The sequence below is a fragment of the Pseudomonas sp. 18-147 genome (genome assembly GCF_051048045.1).
GTDB lineage: Bacteria > Pseudomonadota > Gammaproteobacteria > Pseudomonadales > Pseudomonadaceae > Pseudomonas > Pseudomonas aeruginosa.
In genome coordinates this window covers 2,680,946-2,706,320 of record NZ_CP182296.1, presented here as the reverse complement: position 1 = coordinate 2,706,320, position 25,375 = coordinate 2,680,946, and the positions used below count along the sequence as shown (strand labels likewise).

Below are 25,375 nucleotides of genomic sequence, written 5' to 3'. Positions count from 1 at the left end.
TGCGCCGGCAACGACAACAACGAGGAACACACCGTGACTACGCCGTCCCCGCAATGGAAGAAGACCGCCTGTATCCTCTGCAGCCTCAACTGCGGGCTGGAAGTGCAGACCGAGAATGGCCGCATCAGCAAGATCCGCGGCGATGACGACCACCCCGCCTCGCAGGGCTACGTCTGCGAGAAATCGCAGCGCATGGACTACTACCAGAACGGCGCCGACCGCCTGGACACGCCGATGCGTCGGCGCCCCGATGGCAGCTACGAAGCCATCGACTGGGACACGGCGATCCGCGAGGTGGCGGAGAAATTCCTCGCCATCAAGCGCAGGCATGGCGGCGAAAGCATCCTCTACTACGGCGGCGGCGCGCAGGGCAACCACCTCGGCGGCGCCTACGGCGACAGCACGCTGAAGGCCCTCGGGGTGAAGTACCGCTCCAACGCCCTGGCCCAGGAAAAGACCGGCGAGTTCTGGGTCCAGGGCAAGATGTTCGGTACCGGCGTGCACGGCGACTTCGAGCATTGCGAGGTGGCCATCCTGATCGGCAAGAATCCCTGGCAATCCCATGGTTTCGCCCGCGCCCGCGTGCTGCTCAACGCCATGGCCAAGGACCCCGCACGCTCGATCATCGTGATCGATCCGCGCCTGAGCGAAACCGCCGCCCTGGCCGACTTCCACCTGCAGATCCGTCCGGGCACCGACGCCTGGTGCCTGGCGGCGCTGGTCGGGATCATCGTCCAGGACGGGCTGCTGGCGCGCGACTGGCTGGCCGAACACACCAGCGGCTACGAGCACATCGTCGACGAACTGAACGCCATCCCGGTGGCCTACTGCGCCGAGACCTGCGGGGTGGCGGAAGACAAGCTGCGCGCCGCCGCCCGGCGGATCGCCAGCGCCAGCAGCGTATCGGCGCTGGAAGACCTGGGCATGCAGATGAACCTGCACTCGACCCTCGGCAGCTACCTGCAACGCCTGGTCTGGTTACTCACCGGCCATTACGGGCGCCCCGGCACCAGCAACGCCTTCGTGCCCTTCCTCTCGCTGTCCAAGGCGAGCAAGGGCGATACCTCGATGGGCAAGAGGGGCGCGCCACGCGTCGAGAAGCGCAGCCCGGTGGCCAATGCCAAGATCATCATCGGCCTGATTCCCTGCAACGTGATTCCAGAGGAAATCCTCACCGACCATCCCAAGCGCTATCGCGCCATGCTGGTGGAGACCGGCAACCCGCTGCATTCGCTGGCCGATAGCCAGCGCATGCGCGAAGCCATGCGCGCCCTGGAGTTGTCGGTGGTGATCGACGTGGCCATGACCGAGACCGCGCGCCACGCCGACTACGTGCTGCCGGCGGCGAGCCAGTTCGAAAAGGCCGAGGCGACCTTCTTCAACCTGGAATTCCCGCGCAACGCCTTCCACCTGCGCGCGCCGCTGTTCCCGGCGCGCCCCGGCACCCTGCCGGAAGCGGAGATCCACGCCCGCCTGCTGGAAGCCATGGGCGTGCTCGGCGAGAAAGACTACCGGCCGTTGCGCCTGGCCCTGAAGCTCGGGCGCAAGGCATTCTCGGCGGCTTTCCTCGCCGCCGCGGCGACCCGCCCCAAGGTCATGAAATACGCGCCGGTCCTGCTCTACCGTACCCTCGGCCCGACCCTGCCCGCCGGCATGGAAGCGGCCGCGGCGATCTGGGGCATCTGCCAACTGCACGTGCTGAACAACCGCAAGACCGCTGCCCGCGCCGGCTTCGACGGGTTGCCGCCGCTGGCCGCCGACCGCCTGTTCCAGGCCATGCTCGACAACCCGTCCGGGGTGGTCTTCGCCGAAACCACCTACGCCGAAAGCTGGCAGGCCGTCGCCCGTCCCGAACAGCGGATCAACCTGCACATCCCCGAACTGTTGCCGGAACTGGCCAAGCTCGCCCACAGCGCGCCACCCCACGATCCGGCCTACCCGTTCATCCTCGCCGCCGGCGAGCGGCGCAGCGACACCAGCAATACCGCCGTGCGCGACACCGGCTGGCACCGCCGCGGGCGCTACGGCACCCTGCGCATCAGCCCGCAGGACGCCGAGGCGCTGGGCTGCGCCGACGGCGAGGTGCTGCGCGTGGTGACCCGCCGCGGCGAGGTCGAGGCGGAAGTGGAGATCAGCGACATGATGCAGCCGGGCAATATCTCCCTGCCCAACGGCCAGGGCCTGGACTACCGCAACGCCGAGGGCGAGGTGGTGCGCCGGGGCGTGGCGCCCAACGAGGTGACCGACTGCACCCAGCGCGACTTCCTCGCCGGCACGCCCTGGCACAAGTACGTGCCGGCGCGCCTGGAACGGCTGGCGACGCCCGCCGCTACGAACGCCTGAGCCAGGGAGGACGATCATGACCTTCGTCGTGCTGGAAGAATGCATCCGCTGCAAACACACCGACTGCGTGGAAGTCTGTCCCGTGGACTGCTTCTACGAAGGCCCCAACTTCCTCGTCATCCACCCCGATGAATGCATCGACTGCGCGCTCTGCGAGCCGGAATGCCCGGTCGCCGCGATTCGCGCCGAGGACGAGGTGCCGCTCGGGCAACGGCAGTTCATCGCCCTCAATGGCGAACTCGCCGCGCATCCCAACTGGACGCAGATCACCCGCAAGAAGCCGGCGCCCGACGACCACGACGCCTGGTTCGGCCTGCCGGGCAAGCTGGCCGAACTCGACCGCAACGGCGCCTGAGGCGCTGACGGTGCTCAGGCTTCGGCGCGCGAACGCATGAGCCGCCGGTAACGGCGGGTCTGCAGGAGCGCGCCGGCCTGCTGCGCGAGCAACGCGCACAGCGGCGACACCCGTGGGTTGGTCGCCCTGCCCCGGCTCAGCTTGCGCAGCTGGAACTTCACCGCGGCCATGTTCGCCAGCGATGCCAGGGGTTTGTTCTTCCAGGTTATCGGCCGCAACTGCGGCGCCGAGTCCTTGCCGGCGCGCCAGTCGCGCGGCAGGTTCGGCTCGATCGCCAGCGCCGTGCCGATGCCGACCATGTCCACCCCGCTGGCCAGCACCTGCTCGGCCACCGGCCGCCGGCGGATGCCGCCCGTGACCATTACCGGCATCCGCGCCGCCGCGCGGATGTCGCGGGCGAACTCGACGAAGTAGGCCTCGCGGGCCAGGGTCCGCCCGTCGCGCGCTTCGCCCTGCATGGCCGGCGCCTCGTAGCTGCCGCCCGACAGCTCGACCAGGTCGACGCCCAGGCCATCGAGCATCCGTACCACCTCGCGGGCATCGTCGGCGCTGAAGCCGCCGCGCTGGAAATCGGCGGAATTCAGCTTCACCGCCACCGCGAAGCCAGGGGCAACCTCGGCGCGCACCGCCCGGACGATCTCCAGCAGCAGGCGCGCGCGATTCTCCAGGGAGCCGCCCCAGGCGTCGCTGCGGCGGTTGCTCAGCGGCGAGAGGAACTGGCTGAGCAGGTAACCGTGGGCGGCATGGATCTCCACCCCGCTGAAGCCGGCCCGCTCGGCCAGGCCGGCGCTGCGGGCGAACCGCTGGATCACCTCGGCGATCATCGCCTCGTCCATCGCCTTCGGCGTAGCGAAGTGCCTGGACATCCCGCCCAGTTCCAGCGGCACCGCCGAGGGTGCCCAGGCCTGCTGGCCGAGATTGGCCTGCATCTGCCGACCGGGATGGTTGATCTGCAACCAGAACTGCGCGCCGGCGGAACGCCCGATGCGCGCCCAGCGGCGGAATTTCTCCAGTTGCGCGTCGTTTTCCAGGACCACCCCGCCGGGGCCGGTCATGGCACGGCTGTCGACCATCACGTTACCGCTGATCAGCAGCCCGGCGCCGCCGTCGGCCCAGGCCTGGTAGAGGCGCATCAGGCGTTCGGAGGGGGCCTGCGCGGCATCGGCCATGTTCTCCTCCATGGCGGCCTTGGCGAGGCGATTGGGAATGGTCGAGCCGTTGGGAAGCGTCAGCGTGTCGAACAGGTTCATGGGCCTACCTCATGAGGACAGTGGCCCGACGATAAGATTGAAGTCGACTTCAAGGTCAACGCTTTTTTTGCCGCGCCGCCCGGGCCCCGACCGGGTGCCGGGAGCGCGCCCCGGCACCCGGCGCGCTCAGCCGCGGATGAAGGCCAGCAGGTCGGCGTTGATCACCTCGGCCTGGGTGGTCGGCATGCCGTGCGGGAACCCCGGATAGATCTTCAGCGTGCCGTTGCGCAGCAGCTTCGCCGAGAGTACGCCGGAATTCTCGTAGGGCACGATCTGGTCGTCGTCGCCATGCATCACCAGCACCGGGATGTCGATGCGCTTCAGGTCATCGCTGAAGTCGGTCTGGGAAAAGGCCACGATCCCATCGTAGTGGGCCTTGGCGCCGCCCATCATGCCCTGCCGCCACCAGTTGCGGACGATCCCTTCCGAGGGCTGCGCCCCGGGACGGTTGTAGCCATAGAACGGGCCGGCGGGAATGTCCTGGTAGAACTGCGCGCGATTGGCCGCGAGCTGCGCCTGGAGATCGTCGAAGACGCTCTTCGGCAGGCCGCCCGGATTGCCCTCGGTCTTCACCATCAGCGGCGGTACCGCGCTGATGATCGCCGCCTTCGGCACCGGGTCGTCGGGATAGCGGGCGATGTAGTGGACGACCTCGCCGCCGCCGGTGGAATGGCCGACATGGATCGCCCCGCGCACCCCGAGGCGCTCAACCACCGCCGCCACGTCGTCGGCGTAGTGGTCCATGTCATGGCCGTCCCAGACCTGGCTGGAGCGACCGTGGCCACGGCGATCGTGGGCCACTACGCGAAAGCCCTCGGCGAGGAAGAACAGCATCTGCGCATCCCAGTCGTCGGAACTCAGTGGCCAGCCATGATGGAAGTAGATCACCTGGGCGTCGCGCGGCCCCCAGTCCTTGTAGAAGAGTTCGACGCCATCCTTCGTTGTCACGTAACCCATGTCGCTTCTCCCGATCGGTGTGGATGCAGGCAACGGCGCCACCCTGCGGCCGCCGTCCCCTGTGTAGAGTAGAAAGCCGCCTGCGTTGCGCCGCCTGGACGAGGAAAACGCGACCGGCGGTAGCGCCCATGCGGCCTGGCGAACCCGTCGATGGAGGCGAGTTCGTCGCCCGGCCGTGAAACCACCCTAGACTTGAAGTAGGCTTGAAGGTCAACGCGTTTCGAGGTGCGACATGAAAATCGGCGAACTGGCCAAGCTCACCGGCCTGGCGACATCGCGCATCCGCTTCTACGAGGCCAGCGGCCTGATCCGCTCGCAGCGCAAGGCCAACGGCTACCGCGACTATGCGGCAGACACCGTGTGGATCCTGGAGCTGGTCACCGGCGCCCAGGGCGCCGGCTTCTCCCTGGAGGAGATCGCTCGCCTGCTGCCGAGCGGCGACGGCGCCTGGCAGCACGGCGAGCTGCTCGAAGGCTTGCGCCGCAAGGTGGCCGAGATCGAGGCCCTGCAACGACGCCTGGAACAGAACAAGGCACAATTGCTGGTGGCCATCGAAAGCATCGAGAACAAGCCGGACGGTCTGCAGTGCACGGAAAACACCCAGCGCGTGCTGGAGCGCCTGCGCGAGGAAGGCCCTCCACAGACGGTCGGGCGTCCACGGCAAACCCGCTCGCGGGCGTCCTCTCCCACGCCGGCGGAGCAGCGGCTTTCCGACGCTTGACCTTGAAGTCGACTTGAATCTTAGAGTGACGCCAACCCACCCGGACAGCCTGCCGAAACCGGCTGCCGACGGGATCACTCACCGAGGAAGGTCAACGCAATGACCAAGCGCATCCTGCACGTCGTCACCAACGTCGCCCACTATGCCGATCCGACCCAGCCCACCGGGCTGTGGCTGTCGGAGTTGACCCATGCCTACGAGATCTTCGCCGCTCGGGGCTACCAGCAACGCCTGGTCAGCCCCCGCGGCGGCGAGTCGCCGCTGGAGCCGCGCGCCCTCGGCTGGCCCCACGCCGACGCCAGCGCCAAGGCCTGGCTGGCCGACGAGACGCGCCTGGCGCTGCTGGCCGACACTGCCGCTCCCGAGCAGGTCGACGCGGAGGCGTTCGACGCCATCTATTTCACCGGCGGCCACGGCGTGATGTGGGACTTCCCCGACGACGCCGGGCTGCAGCACCTGACCCGCGAGATCTACCAGCGCGGCGGCATCGTCTCGTCGGTCTGCCACGGCTATTGCGGCCTGCTCAACACACGCCTGGACGATGGCCGCCTGCTGGTCGCCGGGCGCCGCCTCACCGGCTACTCCTGGATCGAGGAAGTGCTCGCCGGGGTCGCCCGCAAGGTGCCGTACAACGTCGAGGAAGAAATGAAACGACGCGGCGCGCTCTACGAAAGAAGCCTGCTGCCGTTCACCAGCAAGGTGGTGGTCGACGGCTGCCTGGTCACCGGGCAGAACCCGCAGTCGGCCAAGGCCACGGCCGAGCAGGTGGCCGCCCTGCTCGGCTGAACGCGGCGTGTCAGTCCTGCGCGCGCCTCATCTGGAAGTCATGGCGCCGCTTGCCGATGAAGAACGATTCTGCATCGTCCCGTCGGCCAGGGGCCGCAGGATCGTCGCAGTGCTGGTCGTGTGGTAGGGGTCGAACTCGTCGAAGGGCGACGCGGCGGCCTACGCCAGCGGCTTGAGCATGAGGAAGTTGCGCACGCTGTAGTAACCCTGCGAATCCTGCCAGTCGAGAGCGGCCAGGTTCTGCATGCCGGCCTCCCACGGCTGGTTGTCGAACAGCGCTTCCACCGTGCGCTGGTTGCCGAAGGCACAGAAGAAATGCCGGAACCAGTGCAGGCGCGCGTCCAGCGGCTCGGTGCGGATCGCCCGCTCGATGCTCGGGAACAGCCCGGCCGGCAGCGGCGGCGCCTTGCCTTCGGCGCCGCGCAGGCCGAGGTTGCCGATATGCACCTCGAAACGCCGCTCGCCGATCTCCCAGGTCTCCACCATCACCTGGTCCTCCTCGGCCTGGCCCCAGAGCGCGGAAAGCAGCACGTGGAAAGAGCTGGAGGCGAAGTTACGCAACGCGTCCTGCAAGCCGTCCTCGGCGCTGCCGATGCCGGCGAAGGCTTCCTGCAACTGGTGCTCGTCCTCCAGCAGCACGTCGACATCCAGCCGTCCGGTCTTCTCCCCCGCATACCAGGTGGCGCGGATCGCCGGTAGCCGCCCGGCTGGCGCCACCCATTCGCCGTGCACGACGCAGTCGATCCGGTGGGATTCGAACAGAGCAGCCAGATGCTGCGAGACGGAGACCGCTTCCATGGGTTGTCCTTGCATGGTCGAGGGCGCGCCGCCGAGGCGCTGCCCGGAAAGCCCGGCGAGGCCGGGCGAAACGCGGCATAGGGTAGCGCAGATCGGCACTCGCGGCGCGACCTCCCGTTCGGCGCCTGCCCAGGTCGCCGCACGCCAGCCGACTAGACTGGCGGGGTCGACCCCGCCCGTGGAGACCTCGCCATGAACAGCAAGAACACCATCTGCCTCTGGTACGACAGCGCCGCCCTGGAGGCCGCGACCTTCTACGCCGAGACATTTCCCGACAGCGCCGTGCTGGCTGTCCATCGCGCGCCCGGCGATTACCCTTCCGGCAAGGAGGGCGACGTACTGACGGTGGAGTTCCGGGTGATGGGCATTCCCTGCCTCGGGCTCAACGGCGGCCCGGCCTTCCGCCACAGCGAAGCGTTCTCCTTCCAGGTCGCCACCGACGACCAGGCCGAGACCGACCGCCTGTGGAACGCTATCGTCGACAATGGCGGCGAGGAAAGCGCCTGCGGCTGGTGCCGTGACAAGTGGGGCATCTCCTGGCAGATCACCCCGCGCGTACTCAGCGAAGCCATCGCCAGCCCCGACCGCGCGGCGGCCAGGCGCGCCTTCGAGGCGATGATGACGATGGGCAGGATCGATATCGCCACCATAGAGAAGGCCTGCAAGGGCTGAACGCCCCAACGCCTTGCAAAGGAGTCACGAAATGGATCGATTCACCGGCGGCTGCCTCTGCGGCAAGGTCCGCCTGGTGGCGAGCGGCCGCCCCTACCGGGTCGGGCTCTGCCACTGCCTCGACTGCCGCAAGCACCACGGCGCGCTATTCCACGCTTCGGCGATCTTTCCCGAGGAGGCGGTGAGCATAGAAGGCGAGACCCGCGACTATGCCGGGCGTTTCTTCTGTCCGCAGTGCGGCTCCTCGGTATTCTCACGCAGCGCCGACGAGATCGAGGTCAGCCTCGGCGCCCTCGACGCTCCCGACCGGTTCCAGCCCACCTACGAACTCTGGACCGTCCGCCGCGAGGGCTGGTTGCCGGCGTTTCCGCTGGCACGGCACTATGAAAGGGATCGCGAAGGCGACGGACGCAGCGAAGAGTGACGTTGTTCCAGCAGGAGAAGGGAGGCAGCATGGACGAACTGTTCGAAGAGCACCTGGAGATCGCCAAGGCGCTCTTCGCGCAGCGCTTGCCGTACTGGTGCGATGTCTTTCTGCGCCCGGCCGACCAGGCTTTCAACGCCTACCTGAATGCCCGCGGCCAGGCCTCCACCTACCTGGTGCTCGAAGGCTTCGATCCGGTCTATATTCCTCGCGGCTGCGACCTCGACGCCGTGCGCGCGACCGCCAGGGCCAGGGCTCGATTGAGGGAAGCGGGGCTGGGCGAAGACGCGCTGCCCGTACTGCTCTGAGCGCAGGCCGCCAGTATCTCGGAAGCGTCTGCTGGCAATTTCTCCCACCGCACTGTCCGCCAACGGAAGGCTACATGACCCGCCCCTACCTGCTCCGTCTCGCCGCCGGCCTGGCGCTGCTCCTGCCGGCCGCCTGCACGTCCCCTGCCCCGCCAGCACCGAACCTGACCGCACTGTTCGCCGACGCCCTGCACTGCCGCGGCGACTTCCCCGACGGCCGCGACCGCGCAACCGCCGAGCGCCTGCGCGCCGAGGGCGTCGAAGTGCTGGATCGCGCGCCCGGCGAGACCCTCGACCTGCTCTACCGCTTCGCCACCCCGCTGCGCATCGACGGCAGCCTGGTGAACGCGGTGCGGGTACGCGGCGACAGCAGCGTGCTGGTGATGGCCTACGCCGAGGGCGACCTCGAAGACTTCGCCCGGCGCCAGGGCGCGACGCCGCACCCGGCGGAACGCGCCGCGCTGGATGGTTTCGGCGAGCTGGAGGTGCTCTACAGCCGTCCGTTGCCGCCGCGTCCCGACCTCGACGAAAGCCCGCCGCGCCTGGTGATCGGCCGCGGGATCGAGGCGGCGGCGCAGGCGTTCCGCTGGGGCTGCCGGAGCTACGACGGTTGAGCAGGCGCTCCGCCAAGCCTGGCACCCGGAACTCGTAGCGGTTTTCGTCGCCTCCGGCGAGGTCAGGGTTGGAGACATGGCCCTCGGGGCAATATGCTGTGGCCACGACACACGCTGTGAGCGACTATCGATGCCAGGGACTGCACTGTTCGAAAAGCCACGCTGGTTGCGCGACCTCCTGCGCTTCCTGCCCCTCAAGAGCCAATTCGTCCTCTCCGGGAACATCCGCGACCTGCAAGCCTGCGAAGTGGTGCCGGGTACGGTCACCGCGCAGAGCTTCAACCAGACCCTCTGCGACGCCCTGCTGGACGCCGGCTACACCCAGGTGCTGGCCTGGGATCCGCTGGCCGGGTTCCGCGTGCTCGGCCGGCCGGGCAGCGAGGCGGGGGCCACTCCGCAGGTGCTTCTCGACCTCGGCCTGACCCCGGTGGACGGCGCCGCGCCGGCCGGCATCGACCTGCTCGGCGCGACCCTGCAACGCTTGGTCAACCGTAGCGGCGAGCCGATCGCCCTGATCGTCGACTTCGCCTCGCGCCTGGCGGTGCGCAACGACGCCCTGAGCGCCGCCGAGCATCAGTTGTTCACCCAGGCCCTGGTGCTCTCCCACCAGGCCCGCAGCCGTCCCGCCGGGGAACAGCGCAAACCGTTCTTCAACAGCGTGCTGTGGGTGGTGGAAAAGGAAGGCGACCTGCCCGACTGGCTGCTGGTGGACAACCCGCGCCTGCGCCATATCCCGGTGTCGAAGCCCGACCAGCCGGCGCGCCGGGCCCTGGCCCCGGCGCTGCTCCGCGGGCTAGGCGGCGCGGGCGTCGCCGAGGAGGCCCTGCAACAGGCCGCCGCAACCTTCGTCGAGAACACCGAAGGCCTGCTACTCCTCGATCTCAACGCCATCGTCCAGTTGGCGCGCGTGGAAGGCCTGGCCATGGAACGCATCGCCGACGCCGTGCGGCGCTACAAGGTCGGCGTCACCGAAGACCCCTGGCTGAAGATCGACCGCCAGCGCATCCGCCAGGCCGACGAGATCGTCCGCCGCCGGGTCAAGGGCCAGCAGCACGCGGTGACCCACATGCTGGACATCGTCAAGCGCGCGATGACCGGGGTCGGCGCCAGCCGCAAGGGCAACCGCCCGCGCGGCGTGGCCTTCCTCGCCGGGCCCACCGGGGTCGGCAAGACCGAGCTGGCGAAGACCGTCACCAGCCTGCTGTTCGGCGACGAGAGCGCCTACATCCGCTTCGACATGTCCGAGTTCAGCGCCGAGCATGCCGACCAGCGCCTGATCGGCGCGCCGCCCGGCTACGTCGGCTACGACGTCGGCGGCGAACTGACCAACGCGATCCGCGAAAAACCCTTCAGCGTGGTGCTCTTCGACGAGATCGAGAAAGCCCACCCCCGGATCCTCGACAAGTTCCTGCAGATCCTCGACGACGGCGTGCTCACCTCCGGGCGCGGCGATCGCGTGTACTTCTCCGAGGCGCTGATCGTGTTCACCTCGAACCTGGGCATCTACCGCCAGGGGGAAAACGGCGAACGGGTCGCCAACGTGCTCCCCGGCGAGCCCTTCGAGGCGGTGCAGGGCAAGGTCCACGGCGAGATCGAGCGCTACTTCAAGCTGGTTCTCAACCGCCCGGAAATCCTCAACCGGATCGGCGAGAACATCATCGTCTTCGACTTCATCCGCGCCGACGTCGCCGAGCAGATCTTCACCCAGATGGTCGACGGCACCTTCGCCGACCTCCGCGAGCAGCGCCTCGTCATCGAACTGGCCGAGGCGCCGCGCCAGGCGCTGCACGACCTCTGCCTGGGCGACCTGTCCAACGGCGGCCGCGGCATCCGCAACCAGCTCGAAGCGCGCCTGCTCAACCCGTTGTCGCGGGCACTGTTCGACCAGGACGCGCAGCCGGGCGAGCGCTTCCTGATCAGCGCCCTGGACGCCGACGGCCTGACCCTGGAACGCCGCTGAGATGGAACTGAGCCTGTCGCGGGTGCATTTCCCGGTGACCACCCTGGGCCCGGGACGGCGCCTGGGCATCTGGTTCCAGGGCTGTAGCATCCGCTGCCCCGGCTGCATCTCCGCCGATACCTGGGGGCCGGGCAGGCGGCGTATCGCCCTGGCACGCCTGCTCGCCGACATCCAGCCATGGCTGGAGCAGGCCGAGGGCATCACCGTCTCCGGCGGTGAACCCTTCGAGCAGTTCGCTGCCCTCCTCGCCCTGCTCGGCGAACTGCGCCGGCGCAGCCGCGCCGACATCCTGGTCTACAGCGGCTACCCGCTGGAGCATCTGCACGCGCAACTGGAACAGGCCGCCGGGCTGATCGACGCGCTGATCAGCGACCCCTACCAACAGCACGCCGAACAGAGCCTGGCCCTGCGCGGCAGCGACAACCAGCGCCTGAGCCTGCTCACCGAACTCGGCCGCGCGCGCCTCGGCGGCTACCAGCGGCCACTGCGCGAAGACGACAAGGCCCTCGACCTGATGTTCGACCATGACGGCAGCGTGTGGATGGCCGGCATCCCGCGCCGCGACGACCTGCTGCGGCTACAGGACCTGCTGCGCGACCAGGGCCACCAACTTAGCGTCAGCGCCCACCGGCCGCGCTGAATGGATCGATACCGATGATACGTTTCTGCCCCAACTGCCAGAGCGAACGCTCGCTTTCGGAAATCTTCTGCGAAGGCTCGATCCAGGGCCAGCCCTGCGGCTGGGACCTTTCCGCCGAAGCCATCCATCCCGCCGGCTGGCGACCGCAACCGGTGCTGACCCAGGAAGCCATCGCGCCGCCCGCCAGCGAGCCGCCAGCGGCGTCCGCCCCGCTCTGCGCCAACGGCCACCCGCTGCAACCCGGCGACCTGATGTGCCTGGAGTGCGGCGCCGCGCCGGCCGAAGGCCCGCTGCCGATGCAGGCCGAGGCCACGCCGCAGCCCGCCGTCACGGAAACCCTGATCGACGGCTGGCGTCTGCTGCGGCAGATCGCCAGCAGCGACGGCGTGCGCGAGCGCTACCTGGCCGAACACGCGGAAGGCGCCCGCCAGGCGGTGCTCACCCTGTATCGCCCGGGCGCCGAGCCGGACCCGGCGATCTACGACGTGATCCGCCGCCTGCCGCGCGAACACGTACCGGAAATCCTCGCCACCGGCCGCTGGGACGAGCGCGCCTACGAAGTGGTCGAGGAGCTCACCGGCGGCAGCCTCGCCGACCTCGGCACCGTGCTGGAGGACCGCGAGGCGGTGCGCCACGTGGTCCGCGAGCTGGGCCACGCCCTGCACGTGTTCAACGAAGCCGGCCTGCGCCACCGCGACCTGCGCCCGGCCAGCCTGCTGGTGCGCAGCCACGAGCCACTGGACCTGGTGATCAGCGGCTTCGGCTCGGCGCGCCTGTCGGAGTTCGACCTGGATATCGTCTCGCCGCTGGAGACCAGCCGCTACATGGCCCCCGAGGCGATCGCCGGCGGCGTGGCGGCGGCTTCCGACTGGTGGAGCCTGGGCATGATCCTGCTGGAGCAGTTGACCCGCGGCGCCTGCTTCGAAGGAGTCAACGCCAACGCCTTCCTGATCCACGTGCTGGCCAACGGCGTGGCGCTGCCCGACGACCTCGACCCGCAGTTGCACCTGCTGCTGCGCGGCCTGCTTGCACGCGACCGCCACCAGCGCTGGCAGTGGCCGCAGGTACAGGCCTGGCTGAACGGCGAGGCGGTGGACGCGCCGGCCTCGGCGGACAGCGAAAAGGACGACGCCGAAGGCGCCAGCATCGCCCTCGGCGCACGGCGCTTCCGCAAGCCGACGGTCTTCGCCCTGGCCGCGGCCCAGGCCGAGCACTGGGCGGAGGCCCTCGACCACCTGCTGCGCGGGGCGATCGTCACCTGGGCCGAGCACATCGGCCTGTCGCCCAGGCTGCTCGCCGGCCTGCGCCAGGTGGCCCAGCACGAGGGGCTGGAGGACGACTTCCGGCTGATGCTGGCGCTCAAGCTGCTGAACCCGGAAATCCCGCTGATCCAGCGCGGCGAGATCGTCACCCCCGGCTGGCTGCTGGAGCATCCGCTGGAAGGCTACCGGCTGATCAGCGGCTCGGTGCCCGACCTGCTCGAACAGTTGCACACCGAAAGCTGGCTGTCGCGGCTCAAGACCCGCGCCGAGAACGTCCGCCAGCGCGCCCTGCACCAGCACATCGAACTCGCCGAAGAACAGTTGCGCATCTACCTGCTGTCGACCTCGCGGGCGCGCCTCGCCGCGCAGTGGCAGGAGCGCCAGCGCCTCCTGCCGGACACCGAGCACCCCGGCCTGCTGGCCCTGGCCGAGCGCCGGGTGATCGCCGAGGAAGACCTGATCGTCCTGCTCAGCGCCAACATCGGCCAGTTCCGTGCCGCCGAGGCGATCGTCGAGGAAGCCGCCGGCCTGGCCCGCGACGCCGATGTGCACCTGTTCGACGCGGAGACCGCGCGCGGCCTGTTGCAGCACTCGCGGCAGGAGTTGTACCGCCGCGTCGACGAACGCATCAGCGGCTTCGCCCGCAGCGGCGTGCCCAGGGTCGACGAATGGGCCGAGCAGTTCCGCCTGGAGCGGCGCATGCCGTTGGCGAGGGTCCTGGTGCTGCTGGCGATCCCGCCGGAACAGTGGCTGGAACCGCAGAAGCAGCAGTACGTGTCGCAGATCCTCGATTTCTTCGAGAAGAAAGTGGTCGCCGCGGTGATGCGCGGGCCGCTGGTGCGCATGAGCATCGGCAAGAGCACTCCACGCATCGACCTCAACGAACTGGATAGCGCGCGACGCCCCGCCGCCGCCCTGCTCGACCACCTGCTGCAACGCAACGCCCGCGCGGTGAGCCTCGACCCGGACAGCTTCCTCGCCAACCCGCAACTGGAAGTGCGGCTCAACGCGCTGTCCCGGCAAAGCTCGCTGTACAAGCGCGACACCGGCATCGACGGGCTCTACCTGGGCTTCCCCTTCCTGCTCAACCGCGACCCGCGCGGCACCACCCGCACGCGCATCGTGCCGCTGCTGCTGTGGCCGCTGAAGCTGCAGCTGGAAGTCGGCAGCCGTGGCCAGGTGGCGCTGGCCTTCGACGGCGAGCGCGAGGAAGTGCGCCTCAACCCGGCCCTGGAAAGCCTGCTCGGCCCCGAGCCGTGCAAGCGCTGGCGCAAGGTCGCCGACGAACTGCTCGGCCGCTCCGCGCTGCGCGCCGCCGACGTGATGGATGCCTTCGGCCTGCTCGCCACCCCGCGTGCTCGGGTGCTGGAAGGATTGCCGCCGAGTTCCACCGAGGTCACGCCCTACCAGGACCAACTGGCCTGCGCCGCGGTGCTGTTCCACGTCACCTTCATGGGCCAGGCGATCGGCGAGGACCTGCGCCAGTTGAAGAGCCTGCCGCCCTCCGGCACCGGCCTGGAGACCGCGCTGCGCCTGCGCGAGAACGGCGAGCCGGAAGCCCGCGAGAGCCCGCCGGAGTTGCAGCGCTACTTCACCGTGGCCAGCGACCCGTCCCAGGAGGCCGCCGTGTTGCAGGCCCGGCAGAGCCCGGGGCTGCTGGTGGAAGGCCCGCCCGGTACCGGCAAGAGCCAGACCATCGTCAACATGGTCGCCGACGCCATCGGCCGCCAGCGCAGCCTGCTGATCGTCTGCCAGAAGCACGCCGCCCTGGAAGTGGTACACAAGCGCCTGGTGGCCGAGGGCCTGGGCCAGCGCATCGTCATGCTCAACGACGTCAACCGCGACCGCGAACCGGTGATCCGCAACATCCGCGAGCAGCTCGAAGCGCTGTTCGCCGACGCCGGCGGCGCCCAGGGCTGGGAGCGCCAGCGCGAGCGCCTGGCGGCGCGTATCGAGGCGCTGGAAGGCGAACTGGACCGCTACCACCAGAGCCTGCACCGCGTGGACGAGGCCACCGGGCTGAGCTACCGGCGCCTGCTCGGCGAACTGATCGAGCTGGAGAAAGGCTCGCCGCCGCTGGACTTCCCGGCCCTGCGCCAGCGCCTGGCGGCGCTGGACATCGGCAGCCTGGCGCGCCTGGAGGAAAACTGCGCGCCGCTGGTCCGCCTCTGGCTACCGGCCCGCTACGAAGGCAGCCCGCTGGCGCAACTGCGCGCCTTCGCCACCGACCAGGCCACCCTGCAAGCCTTCGCCGACAGCCTGCGCGCCTTCGGCGAAGCGGAGAACGCCCGGCAGAAAGCCCTCGACGAACACCCGGCGAGCTTCGAGGTCGACGACCCGACGCCCTACCGCGCCTGGCTGGCAAGCCAGGTCGGTACCCTGCTGAATTTGCGCGAGGAGCAGCGCCAGCGCCTGGCCCACTGGCTGCCGCTGTTCCGCGACGCCACGCCAGGGCAGCCGAGCCGTGGCGACGGCCTGTTGGCGGAGGCCGAGCAGATCGAACGGCAACTGCGCCAGCTCGACCTCGAACGGCATGCGCCGCTGCTGTCGCCGGCCCTCGCCATGCTCGAAGAGAACAACCTCGAACGCTTCCAGGCCCACGCCCGCCAGGTGCTCGAGGCACGCACCTGGCTGGCTCGGCTCAACCCGCTGCGCCTGCTGCGGCGCGGCCGCCTGCGGCGCTTCCTGCGCGAGCACGGCGAGGCCGACGACGACAGCCGCCTGGCCGCCCTCCTCGGCGCCTGCGACCTGGAGCGCCAGTGGCGGCCGCTGCGCCGGCAACTGGCGGCGCTGCAACAGAGCCTGGGGCTGGCGACAGTCGCCACCGATGCCGGTCCGGAACTGACCGGCCTGGCCGGCCACGCCAGCCAGCAGCTGCGCGAGATCCAGGTCCTGGCTCGTGGCCTGGCCCAAGCGCCGCGCGCCGAGCAGCTCGACGCGGTGATCCTCACCGGCGAGAAACAGCGCTTCGAAGCGCTGCTCGGCGACCTCGACGCCGCGCTGATCCGCCAGGCCGCACGCCAGCTCAGCCTGGACAAACTGAAGGTGCTCGCCGACTGGCTCGGCGACGAACTGCTGGAACAGCTGCACCGCGCCATCGCCGGCAACCAGAGCAACCTGCCGGCCCTCGGCCGCCTGCGCGAGGCGCTACCGCAACTAGTCGCCTACCAGCGCTTCCGTGGCCGCGCCGGCCAGCTCGAAGCCACCGACCTGGAATTCCTGGCCCTGCTGCGCCAGCGCCAGGAACGACTCGACGCGATTCCCGCCGAAGAACTCGAAGCCACGGTGCGCCGCATGCTCAACCGCGAAGCGCGGCTGGGCTGGAAGCAGCGCCTGGAACAAGACAATCCGGAACTGCTGTTCAGCCAGGACGAAGCCAGGGCCAGGGTCGCCAGCCTCGCCGAAGCCGATGTGCAGATGCGCGCGCTGAACCGCGAACTGCTCGGCAAGGGCATCGGCGCCGCGCGCCTGGGCAGCCGCAAGCAATGGGAAGACGTCACCCGCCTGACCGGCAAGCGCTCGCGGCGCCTGCGCGAGTTCATCGAGCTGGGCGCCGAACTCGGCCTGATGAGCCTGCGCCCGGTCTGGCTGATGAACCCCGACCTGGCCAGCCGCGTGCTGCCGCTCAAGGCCGGGCTGTTCGACATGGTGATCTACGACGAAGCCTCGCAGATGCCGGTGGAGTTCGCCCTGCCGACCCTCTATCGCGGGCGGGTCACGGTGGTCAGCGGCGACGAGAAGCAGATGCCGCCGACCGCGTTCTTCTCCAGCCGCGTGGAAAGCGACGAGGCCGAACTGTTCGACGGCGAAGCGCCCGACGAGGACGCCGACGAGGAGCAGCGCGAAGCCTACGAGGACACCTGGAACCGCCGCGAGATCAAGGACTGCCCGGACCTCCTGCAACTGGCGCGCAACGCCCTGCCCAGCACCACCCTGCAGATCCACTACCGCTCGGCCTACCGCGAGCTGATCGGCTTCTCCAACGCCTCGTTCTACGGCAACCGCCTGAGCGTGCCGGTACGCCATCCGCAGGCCAACATCCTGCGCATCAAGCCGCTGGAACTGATCCAGGTGAACGGCCTGTACCAGAACCAGAGCAACGAGCGCGAGGCCGAGCGAGTCGTCGACTACCTCGCCGAACTCTGGCGCCAACCCTACGCGGCGCGGCCGTCGGTGGGCGTGGTCACCTTCAACCGCAAGCAGGCCGACCTCATCGAGGAGCGCCTGGAACTGCGCGCCGAGCAGGACGAGACGTTCCGCGCCGCCTACAGCGAGGAGCGCGAGCGCAGCGAAGACGGCGAGGACATGGGCGTGTTCGTGAAGAACGTGGAGAACGTGCAGGGCGACGAGCGCGACGTGATCGTCTTCTCCTCCACCTTCGGCCGCAACGGCCAGGGCAGCTTCCGGCGCAACTTCGGCGTGCTCGGGCAGACCGGCGGCGAGCGCCGCCTCAACGTGGCGGTGACCCGCGCGCGGCGCAAGGTGGTGATGATCACCTCGATGCCGATCGGCGACATCTCCGACATGCTCGGCACCCAGCGCTCGCCGAGCAGCCCGCGCGACTACCTGCAAGGCTACCTGGAATACGCCCGCGCACTGTCCGCCGGCGAGTTCGCCGGTACCGGCCAACTGCTCGAGCGCCTGCACACCGACCGCAGCGACCAGCGCCGCCAGCACTACCAGCGACACGACGGCTTCAGCGAGATCGTCGGCGAGTACATCCGCTCGCTGGGCTGGTCCGCCGCACCCGCCAGCGAAGGCGACGCCTTCGGCCTCGACTTCGCCATCGAGAACCCGGCCACCGGCCTCTACGCCATCGGCATCGAATGCGACGCCCCCTGCCACCCGCTGCTGGAACGCGCCCGCGCCCGGGAAATCTGGCGACCCTCGGTGCTGCGGCGGGCGATCCCGCACCTCCACCGGGTTTCCTCCCAGGGCTGGTACCACGACGGCGACAACGAACGCGCACGGCTGCGCGCCGCCATCGAGAAGGCCCTGGCGCCCAGCGCGGAAACCCATCCCACGGCAGCAGCGGAGGCCTCCCAATGAGCGGACCGAAAGTTGTAAGAATCGTCACCCGGGAAGAAGCCATCGCCACCTGCGAGCGCGACCTGCAACGCCTGGACAAGGCCCTCGCGCGCTGGGAAAACCAGGCCAGCCGGCTCGCCCAGCTCAGCGACGCCGAGCGCGCCGCCGCCCACGCCCGCCGCGCCAGCCTGCACGCCCTGCTCGAACAGGAACGCTGGCTGGACGTGCAACTACAGGTGAAGATCGAAAGCGAATTCCTCAAGCGCGACCTCGCCGAACGCGAAGAGCGCGCCATCCGCCAGGCCGCGGAATCACGCCAGCAACACCGCCGCCTCCAGGAAAACGCCAGCGCCCTGCTCCAGGCCCTCGACGCCAAGCCCGATGCCGCCAGCGCGGCACTCCGGCAAACCCTGCAAGCGCTGGCCGACGGCGCCCTCCGCGACGACGCGGAAGCCCTGCTCGCCCAAGGCTTCGCCGCCCTCGCCAGCGCCCCCGCCGAGGAACGCCTCAGCGAAGCCCAGCACGAACTCGCCCAGCGCCTGAAGACCGACGAAACGCCCATCACCCTGGAACAGTGGCGCGCCCGCCAGCAACAGGACGCCCCGCGCGAACAGCGCCTGGCGCGCATCGACCGGCACATCGCCGAACTGCAACTGCTGCAAGGCGAGGCCAGCGCCCAAGCGTTCCTCGAGCGACTGGCACGCGCCGAAGCCGAACAGCGCCCGGAGCGCCGCAACCTGCTGCTCGACAGCCTGGTCCTCGACCTCGCCCAGGCCGCCCGCGAACACCAGCAGCAACGCCAGCGCCTGGAACACCTGCAAGACCTCGCCAGCGAAGTCGCCGCCCTCGGCGCCGCCGAACACGCCGAACTGCTCCAGCGCGCCGCCGCCTGCCAGCCCGACAGCGATCCGCAGCAACTCGCCGAACTCACCGAGCGATGCAACGCCATCCTCACCGCCCACCTCCAGCAACAGGCCGCCCTCGCCCGCCGCCAGGCCGTGCTCCAGGGCCTCGCCAGCCTCGGCTACGAAGTCCGCGAAGGCATGGCCACCGCCTGGGCGCAGACCGGCAGGGTCGTCCTGCGCAAACCCGCCACCCCCGGCTACGGCCTGGAAGTCGGCGGCAAGGCCGACAACGGCCGCCTGCAACTGCGCGCCGTCGCCCTCAACGCCAACCGCGACAGCCAGCGCGACCGCGACATCGAAACCCTCTGGTGCGGCGAGTTCCAACGCCTCCAGGCCCTGCTCGCCGCCCAGGGCGGCGAACTCAGCGTGGAACGCGCGCTGGGGGTGGGAGAAGTGGCGTTGAAGGAGATTGGCGAGGAAGAGCAGCAGGAGATGGGGGTGGTGCGGCAGAGGGGGTTGTGAAGGGGCCGGCTGGCGCCTCGGCGAGGCATTCGATCCGGGCAGCCCATCGCTTGACCCCTGGATGCCCCCTCGCTACCCTGCCGGCCAGGTGCTGAACACACCTTCTCTAGGCGGTTAGCCGCTCCCGAAAGCCAAGCGGTTTTTTTGCGTCCATAAGTTTTGCAGGATCGAATCTTCGGTCATGCCCGCTTATGGCCGGGTGGCGCGCAGCCATACAAGACCCTTCGGGGGAAAACTGCGGGCCGTCCTAGAGCGGTGTTCAAGCGCCCGGCCGCCTCTCTGAACAGGAGGCGAAACTGAACGATCTCTAGGAAAAAACTCATGACCATCAAGAAAGCTTCTCTTTCGAAGTCTCGGCATTTAAAAGTCGGTTATCAGCTTTATGAAAGCCGTCATAGCGACTGGGAACGTCGTGGCAAACCACGGCAAATTCCCTACCTGCGGTTGAGTGGCGATTGGCTGGAGGCTGGAGGCTGCGGGCTTTGAGGTTGGCTGCAAGGTGAGCATTCAGGTCACCAGGCGGCGCCTTGTCATGCAAGTTGAGGATTGAGGCCAAGCGCCCCTCGGGCAGAGAGTATCTGCTCAGGGGGCGCTGGTTTCGCTGTGAACCTTCATCCCATTCCTGCCGCATCTCGCCCTGCGCTCGTACGCCAGGCCTCGTAGGAAAACGTCGCTCAGACACCGCTGTCTCCTTGTAGTGGTCAACCCATCCCGGACAGTGGGTTGACCATTACAAGCAATGCGCATACGAAGCGGAAACTGAATGCTGTAGAGATGCACAAACCCGGAGCTCCCTCTGGCAGCACAGAAGAGAAGCTGTGCCTTCGACCACTGGATAAAGGCGGCGGATAACAAACCAGCCTTTCGCTCGATAGCAGCACAAAATCTCGGTGGCACAAAAAGTGGCACAAAAATCTAAGGCACCGCAAAACCACTACGCATAAAAAAATCCAGTCACCGCTAAGTGACTGGATTTTTTAGGGTTTTTTGGTCGGGACGGAGTGATTCGAACACTCGACCCCTTGCACCCCATGCGCTTAATCCATGAAATTTCATGGACACCAGTGGACACTGATGGATCGCAAAAACCCTACTAAATACGGGGCATACAGGATAAATTAACGTCCACCGCGATCCACGAGCATCCACCGACAGCCAAGCAAATAGGTGGGGTAAAAGTGGGGTAAAATTCCATGAAACCGAATTAGGCAAGAGGTAGGACATGGCCAAACTGACAGCCAAGCAACTGGAAGCGCTCACCACTGCCGATGACGGTCGGATCCTCCGGGAGGATGGAGGCCTGGTCGCCAAAGTCCGTGCCGGCATACGTGGCGTGACAGTGCAGTTCCGCTACGAATTCAAGCAAGATGGAATGAAGCGCGACCAAAGCCTGGGCAGTTGGCCGAAGAAATCGCTGGCGCAGATTCGCGCCGAACGCGACGAAGTGAAAGCGATAGCTGCCAAAGGGATCGACCCCACAGCTGCCCGCAAGGCTGCCAAGATCGAAGCCCAGGCCGCCATCGCGGCCACCATTGCCGAGGCCGAGCGCCAGACTGCAGAGAACAAGACGGTCGCCGACCTCTTCGAAGAATGGATGCGCGACGGCGTGTCCCGCCAGGACGGCAACGCCGAGTTGCGCCGCAGTTTCACAAAAGACGTGCTTCCACTCATTGGCAAGAAGCCGCTGCGTACTCTAACCGAGAAAGACTTGCTCAACGTCCTGCGCTCAGTCAAAGCCCGTGGCCTGAACCGCACCGTAGTGATCCGCAGCAAGGACATCGGTCAGATGCTGCGCTGGGCCGAGAAACGCAAGCCATGGCGCACCCTAATGGCCGATGGCAACCCGGCCGATCTGATAGACGTCAACAAGCTGCTCGACCACGACTACGAGGAACAGCGGGACCGCGTGCTCTCCCCTGGCGAAATCCGCGAACTGCGCGACATCTTCGCCCGCCTGGAGCGCGACTACGATGCCCTCCCCGCCGGCCAGAAATACTCCGGCATCCGCCCGGTCAATCCGCGCGTGCAATGTGCCGTCTGGATCTGCCTGAGCACACTCTGCCGTATCGGCGAGTTGCTCAAATCCAAATGGAGCCATGTGGATCTGGACAAAGGCACCTGGTTCATCCCAGCCGAAGCCACGAAAGGACATAAGGGCAAGCGCCAAGATCACCACGTGTTCCTGTCCTCTTTCTCCCTGGCACAGTTCAGGCGTTTGAAAGAAGAAACCGGACATACTCCCTTCTGCTTCCCCAGCAAAGACGAGGAAAACCATGTCGACACCAAGACGGTCAGCAAGCTGATCGGTGATCGGCAGTGCCGTTTCAAGAACCGCAGCAAACCTTTGACAGGCCGCCACCATGACGACTCACTGGTGTTGAGCAAAGGCACCAAGGGTGAATGGACGCCACATGATTTACGCCGCACCGGTGCAACGATGATGCAGGAGCTTGGAGTAACTCTGGAAATCATCGACCGCTGTCAGAACCACTTACTGGGCGGATCTAAGGTGCGCCGCCATTACTTGCATCACGACTATGCAAAGGAGAAAACAGAAGCTTGGCGGCTTCTGGGAGCGAAGCTAGAAACGTTTATGACGTCCTTGTCGACGGGCTAGTGGCGGTTCGCCTACCCGTTTCGGAAAGTACCCTCACGACGCTGACAGCAAATCGTAGAAGTAAGCCTGTCGGTGAGCGCCGCCAACCGCCCCGCTCTACACTCGAAGATACTATTCTGCGGCTTTTTCACATTACAGATGCACCTTCCTCTATCATCCCCGGCATCTGGTGTTGGTTGATTTCTCGGTCATTGGCTCAGGGCGCTCCGCCGCATCAAGTGGCATCCGGTATAAACGGATGCGCCCGAGCATAGCTGAGTTGCCGATGCCGCCGCCAAGCCGACAGAACGGCATGTGCCGGCCAGGATGCAGCCATCACCCAAGAAAAATTAGCGGCTAAAATCGCCGCCTTCGCGCACCAGCGATCTGGATAGAGTTAAAGCATGAATGCAGTAGAAATTGAGTCCGCCATATCAGACCTGGCCCTAGAACCCTTTGACCCAGCAGAGTTTCCATTCACCTTCTTGGCCGCGTTCGGCAACAAGGAAACTACGCTCAAGCGCTTGCGCGCCGGCAACAACAACACATCGGACGTACCTGGCGGCGTACTACTGCGCAACAATATTCATATCGCCACCTGCACGCCCGGCAGCGTAGGCGAAACGCTCAAGGCTCTGAGCGTCAGCTCGGCCACCACAAAAGCCAAAGCCAAGTTTATCCTCGCCACCGATGGGCAAACGCTGGAGGCTGAGGAGCTGATCACGGGCGAAACCATCACCTGCGACTACCGAGACCTCCCCAACCACTTCGGTTTCCTGCTGCCGCTGGCCGGCATCTCCACCATCAAGGAGATCAAGGACAACCCCATCGACGTGCGCGCCACCAGCCGCCTGAACAAGCTGTACGTCGAACTGCTGAACGAGAACCCGGACTGGGCCAAAGCCGAGCGCCGCGCCGACATGAACCACTTTATGGCGCGCCTGGTGTTCTGCTTCTTTGCCGAAGACACCGATATTTTCCATGGCGATGGTCTGTTTACCAAAACGGTTGAACAGTTCAGCGAGCGCGATGGCTCCAACACCGACCAGGTGCTGTCGGAAATCTTCCGCGCCATGAACATCAAGCTCGCCGAGCGCGCCAGCGCCGAACCGCGCTTGCCTGGCTGGGCCAACAAATTCCCGTATGTGAATGGCGGCTTGTTCTCCGGCAGTACCGAGGCGCCGCGCTTTACGCGCATGGCTCGCACTTACCTGCTGCATGCCGGCAACCTGAACTGGCAAAAAATTAACCCGGACATCTTCGGCAGCATGATCCAAGCCGTGGCTGACGATGAGGAACGCGGCGCACTGGGCATGCACTACACCAGCGTGCCCAACATCCTAAAGGTGCTGAACCCGCTGTTTCTGGATGATCTGCGCGCTCAGCTGAAAGCGGCCGGTGACAACAGAACCAAGCTGCTCAACCTGCGCAAGCGCATGGCGCATATCCGCGTATTCGACCCAGCCTGTGGCTCCGGCAATTTCCTAGTTATCGCCTACAAGCAGATGCGCGAGATCGAGGCGGAAATCAATCGCCGCCGGGGTGAGGCTCACAATAGGTCAGAAATACCGTTGACCAACTTCCGTGGCATTGAATTACGTGACTTCCCGGCAGAAATTGCACGGTTGGCGCTGATCATTGCTGAGTTTCAGTGCGACGTGCTGTATCGCGGCCAGCAGGATGCTCTGGCCGAGTTTTTGCCGCTGGATGCGCAGAACTGGATTGTGTGCGGCAATGCGCTACGGCTGGATTGGTTGAGCATCTGTCCACCTACAGGCACAGGTGTAAAAGTGCTTGCCGATGATTTGTTTGGCACGCCGCTGGATCAAAAGGAAATTGACTTCGAGAACGAAGGAGGAGAAACGTTCATTTGCGGGAATCCGCCCTACAAAGGCAGCAACTGGCGAACCCCAGAGCAGACGGAAGAACTTGGTCAGCTTTTTTCTTCCAAGTGTGATGGCTGGAAAGCGTTGGATTATGTAACCGGCTGGATTATCAAAGCCGCTGAATACAGTTCGCGCTCGCCCTGCGCTTCTGCCTTCGTAACCACCAACTCAGTTTGCCAAGGGCTTCAAGCATCAATACTGTGGCCGCTAATTTTTGAGTTGGGTCAGGACATTGCTTTCGCTCACACGTCATTTAAATGGGCAAATTTAGCGAGCTATAACGCTGGGGTATCAGTAATCGTCATTGGCCTATCTCCGGCTCCTGTAAAAAATAAATTTTTGTACGATGTCGGAACATCCGGTGTGGCGAGCGTTCGGCAAGTTGAACAGATCAACGCTTACCTCTTAAATGCCAAAAAAGTTTTTGTAACAGCGGCGAAAGCTCCACTCTCATTCGATTCGTTAATTACCGATGGAAGCGGCGCGTTAGACGGCGGACACCTCATACTGTCGAGCGACGAATACCGTTCCATTTTAACGGACTCGATGGGTAAATTTGAGCGCTTTGTACGGCCCTATCTTGGCTCGAGCGAATTCATCCGTGGCACGACCCGCTGGTGTCTGTGGATTGAGGATGCTGATGTGTCTCTGGCTTTAGAGAGTCCACATATTGCCAACCGCATTGATGCGGTCAAAAAATTTCGAATGAATGCGGGTACGCGAGCAAAAACAGCAGTTGGTCGTCCCCATAGATTCGCGTGGACAAACAAGCAGCACGGCCTTCAGCTCATTATTCCAACCGTCTTCTCGGAAAGGCGCGAATACATCACGGCAGGCCTATTGGATGACCGCTATATCGTAAGTAACGCAGCAAGCATTGTGCAGGCTCCCAAATCGCACGTTTTCGCAATTATTTCGTCATCCATGCATATTTGCTGGGTTCGTGCAGTGGCGGGAAAACTAGAGGATAGGATTCGATATACATCGGCCACTTGCTACAACACCTTCCCGGTCCCCCTGCTCACCGAGCAGAATAAGACCGATCTGACCCGCTGTGCCGAGGACATCCTGATAGCCCGCGAAGCCCATTTTCCCGCAACCATCGCCGACTTGTACGACCCGGACACAATGCCGGATAACCTGCGTCGCGCCCACGAGCGCAACGATGAAGTACTGGAGCGCATCTATATCGGTCGCCGCTTCAAGAACGACACCGAGCGTCTGGAAAAGCTGTTTGATCTCTACACCAAGATGATCGCAGAAACAGCAATGGCCGCGCCGAAGAAACCACGGGGAAAAAAGGCGTGAGCAATCCCCCTGCTAGCCTAACTACACCACTCGAAGGCTGCAGCGAGTGGTTGGCTGACCTAAAAGGCCGCATCAACAATATCCGGGTGATGGCACCCTC

General features: G+C 66.3%; 19 protein-coding genes. 16 read left to right on the top strand and 3 right to left on the bottom strand.

The annotated features are described in order from the left end of the window. The first annotated feature begins 33 nt into the window (after positions 1-33). Together ACM0M4_RS13015 and fdxA are read left to right on the top strand one after the other, a co-directional pair. Entirely contained in the window at positions 34-2,343 is a 2,310-nt protein-coding gene (locus ACM0M4_RS13015) for a molybdopterin oxidoreductase family protein (protein ID WP_003116694.1), read from the top strand. Between the two features lie 16 nt (positions 2,344-2,359). Next, positions 2,360-2,698: a ferredoxin FdxA gene (fdxA, locus tag ACM0M4_RS13010; RefSeq protein ID WP_003090580.1), complete on the top strand. Its 339-nt coding sequence runs from the start codon at positions 2,360-2,362 to the stop codon at positions 2,696-2,698. 14 nt (positions 2,699-2,712) lie between these two features. On the opposite strand, the gene ACM0M4_RS13005 is transcribed toward fdxA, so the two are convergent. Both ACM0M4_RS13005 and ACM0M4_RS13000 read right to left on the bottom strand, forming a co-directional pair. After that, a complete protein-coding gene (locus ACM0M4_RS13005) occupies positions 2,713-3,948 on the bottom strand; it encodes an NADH:flavin oxidoreductase/NADH oxidase family protein (protein WP_003116693.1) in 1,236 nt (411 codons plus the stop codon). 126 nt (positions 3,949-4,074) lie between these two features. Further along, positions 4,075-4,905 (bottom strand): alpha/beta fold hydrolase, encoded by an 831-nt coding sequence (locus ACM0M4_RS13000; protein ID WP_003116692.1) that lies wholly within the window; start codon positions 4,903-4,905, stop codon positions 4,075-4,077. Between the two features lie 232 nt (positions 4,906-5,137). On the opposite strand from ACM0M4_RS13000, the gene ACM0M4_RS12995 reads away from it, so the two are divergent. Together ACM0M4_RS12995 and ACM0M4_RS12990 are read left to right on the top strand one after the other, a co-directional pair. Further along, complete coding sequence (locus tag ACM0M4_RS12995) at positions 5,138-5,626, top strand: MerR family transcriptional regulator (RefSeq protein WP_003116691.1); 489 nt, start codon at positions 5,138-5,140, stop codon at positions 5,624-5,626. Positions 5,627-5,725: 99 nt separating this feature from the next. Beyond that, a complete protein-coding gene (locus ACM0M4_RS12990; RefSeq protein WP_054375790.1) occupies positions 5,726-6,412 on the top strand; it encodes a type 1 glutamine amidotransferase domain-containing protein in 687 nt (228 codons plus the stop codon). 159 nt (positions 6,413-6,571) lie between these two features. On the opposite strand, the gene ACM0M4_RS12985 is transcribed toward ACM0M4_RS12990, so the two are convergent. Then, positions 6,572-7,210, bottom strand: coding sequence for a DUF6348 family protein (locus tag ACM0M4_RS12985; RefSeq protein ID WP_003119463.1), 639 nt, complete (start codon positions 7,208-7,210; stop codon positions 6,572-6,574). 192 nt (positions 7,211-7,402) lie between these two features. Between ACM0M4_RS12985 and ACM0M4_RS12980 the strand changes: the two genes are divergently transcribed. The 12 genes from ACM0M4_RS12980 (at position 7,403) to ACM0M4_RS12925 (ending at position 25,275) form a co-directional block, all read left to right on the top strand. Then, a complete protein-coding gene (locus ACM0M4_RS12980; protein ID WP_003119462.1) occupies positions 7,403-7,882 on the top strand; it encodes a VOC family protein in 480 nt (159 codons plus the stop codon). Between the two features lie 31 nt (positions 7,883-7,913). Continuing rightward, the gene (locus tag ACM0M4_RS12975) at positions 7,914-8,306 is read left to right on the top strand and encodes a GFA family protein (RefSeq protein WP_003114392.1); all 393 of its coding nucleotides are present in this window, start codon (positions 7,914-7,916) and stop codon (positions 8,304-8,306) included. A 29-nt stretch (positions 8,307-8,335) separates the two neighbouring features. Further along, positions 8,336-8,614: a hypothetical protein gene (locus ACM0M4_RS12970; protein ID WP_003119461.1), complete on the top strand. Its 279-nt coding sequence runs from the start codon at positions 8,336-8,338 to the stop codon at positions 8,612-8,614. Between the two features lie 74 nt (positions 8,615-8,688). Beyond that, positions 8,689-9,228 (top strand): hypothetical protein, encoded by a 540-nt coding sequence (locus ACM0M4_RS12965; protein ID WP_003119460.1) that lies wholly within the window; start codon positions 8,689-8,691, stop codon positions 9,226-9,228. A gap of 76 nt (positions 9,229-9,304) precedes the next feature. Further along, positions 9,305-11,188 (top strand): AAA family ATPase, encoded by a 1,884-nt coding sequence (locus ACM0M4_RS12960; protein WP_003122571.1) that lies wholly within the window; start codon positions 9,305-9,307, stop codon positions 11,186-11,188. Between the two features lies 1 nt (position 11,189). Further along, on the top strand, positions 11,190-11,828 hold the full coding sequence (locus tag ACM0M4_RS12955) for a 4Fe-4S cluster-binding domain-containing protein (protein WP_004344339.1): 639 nt from the start codon (positions 11,190-11,192) through the stop codon (positions 11,826-11,828). Positions 11,829-11,842: 14 nt separating this feature from the next. Next, positions 11,843-18,139 carry an AAA domain-containing protein gene (locus ACM0M4_RS12950; protein WP_054375787.1) on the top strand — a complete coding sequence of 2,099 codons (6,297 nt, stop codon included), beginning with the start codon at positions 11,843-11,845 and terminating at the stop codon, positions 18,137-18,139. Next, complete coding sequence (locus ACM0M4_RS12945; protein ID WP_003119457.1) at positions 18,136-19,485, top strand: hypothetical protein; 1,350 nt, start codon at positions 18,136-18,138, stop codon at positions 19,483-19,485. The genes ACM0M4_RS12950 and ACM0M4_RS12945 overlap by 4 nt, the downstream gene beginning before the upstream one ends. A gap of 321 nt (positions 19,486-19,806) precedes the next feature. Continuing rightward, positions 19,807-19,971, top strand: a complete 165-nt coding sequence (locus ACM0M4_RS12940) for a hypothetical protein (RefSeq protein WP_223716496.1) — start codon at positions 19,807-19,809, stop codon at positions 19,969-19,971. Continuing rightward, complete coding sequence (locus ACM0M4_RS12935; protein ID WP_333482466.1) at positions 19,934-20,035, top strand: SymE family type I addiction module toxin; 102 nt, start codon at positions 19,934-19,936, stop codon at positions 20,033-20,035. Before ACM0M4_RS12940 ends, ACM0M4_RS12935 begins: the two co-directional genes overlap by 38 nt. 672 nt (positions 20,036-20,707) lie before the next feature. Further along, a complete protein-coding gene (locus ACM0M4_RS12930) occupies positions 20,708-22,102 on the top strand; it encodes a tyrosine-type recombinase/integrase (protein ID WP_034020213.1) in 1,395 nt (464 codons plus the stop codon). 383 nt (positions 22,103-22,485) lie between these two features. After that, positions 22,486-25,275, top strand: a complete 2,790-nt coding sequence (locus ACM0M4_RS12925; protein ID WP_225030675.1) for a class I SAM-dependent DNA methyltransferase — start codon at positions 22,486-22,488, stop codon at positions 25,273-25,275. Positions 25,276-25,375: the final 100 nt, after the last annotated feature.

Coding starts and splice junctions, on each gene's coding strand:
- fdxA (WP_003090580.1), top strand. CDS start 2,360: ATGACCTTCGTCGTGCTGGAAGAATGCATCCGCTGCAAACACACCGAC.
- ACM0M4_RS13005 (WP_003116693.1), bottom strand. CDS start 3,948: ATGAACCTGTTCGACACGCTGACGCTTCCCAACGGCTCGACCATTCCC.
- ACM0M4_RS13000 (WP_003116692.1), bottom strand. CDS start 4,905: ATGGGTTACGTGACAACGAAGGATGGCGTCGAACTCTTCTACAAGGAC.
- ACM0M4_RS12995 (WP_003116691.1), top strand. CDS start 5,138: ATGAAAATCGGCGAACTGGCCAAGCTCACCGGCCTGGCGACATCGCGC.
- ACM0M4_RS12990 (WP_054375790.1), top strand. CDS start 5,726: ATGACCAAGCGCATCCTGCACGTCGTCACCAACGTCGCCCACTATGCC.
- ACM0M4_RS12985 (WP_003119463.1), bottom strand. CDS start 7,210: ATGGAAGCGGTCTCCGTCTCGCAGCATCTGGCTGCTCTGTTCGAATCC.
- ACM0M4_RS12980 (WP_003119462.1), top strand. CDS start 7,403: ATGAACAGCAAGAACACCATCTGCCTCTGGTACGACAGCGCCGCCCTG.
- ACM0M4_RS12975 (WP_003114392.1), top strand. CDS start 7,914: ATGGATCGATTCACCGGCGGCTGCCTCTGCGGCAAGGTCCGCCTGGTG.
- ACM0M4_RS12970 (WP_003119461.1), top strand. CDS start 8,336: ATGGACGAACTGTTCGAAGAGCACCTGGAGATCGCCAAGGCGCTCTTC.
- ACM0M4_RS12965 (WP_003119460.1), top strand. CDS start 8,689: ATGACCCGCCCCTACCTGCTCCGTCTCGCCGCCGGCCTGGCGCTGCTC.
- ACM0M4_RS12960 (WP_003122571.1), top strand. CDS start 9,305: ATGGCCCTCGGGGCAATATGCTGTGGCCACGACACACGCTGTGAGCGA.
- ACM0M4_RS12955 (WP_004344339.1), top strand. CDS start 11,190: ATGGAACTGAGCCTGTCGCGGGTGCATTTCCCGGTGACCACCCTGGGC.
- ACM0M4_RS12950 (WP_054375787.1), top strand. CDS start 11,843: ATGATACGTTTCTGCCCCAACTGCCAGAGCGAACGCTCGCTTTCGGAA.
- ACM0M4_RS12945 (WP_003119457.1), top strand. CDS start 18,136: ATGAGCGGACCGAAAGTTGTAAGAATCGTCACCCGGGAAGAAGCCATC.
- ACM0M4_RS12940 (WP_223716496.1), top strand. CDS start 19,807: ATGACCATCAAGAAAGCTTCTCTTTCGAAGTCTCGGCATTTAAAAGTC.
- ACM0M4_RS12930 (WP_034020213.1), top strand. CDS start 20,708: ATGGCCAAACTGACAGCCAAGCAACTGGAAGCGCTCACCACTGCCGAT.
- ACM0M4_RS12925 (WP_225030675.1), top strand. CDS start 22,486: ATGAATGCAGTAGAAATTGAGTCCGCCATATCAGACCTGGCCCTAGAA.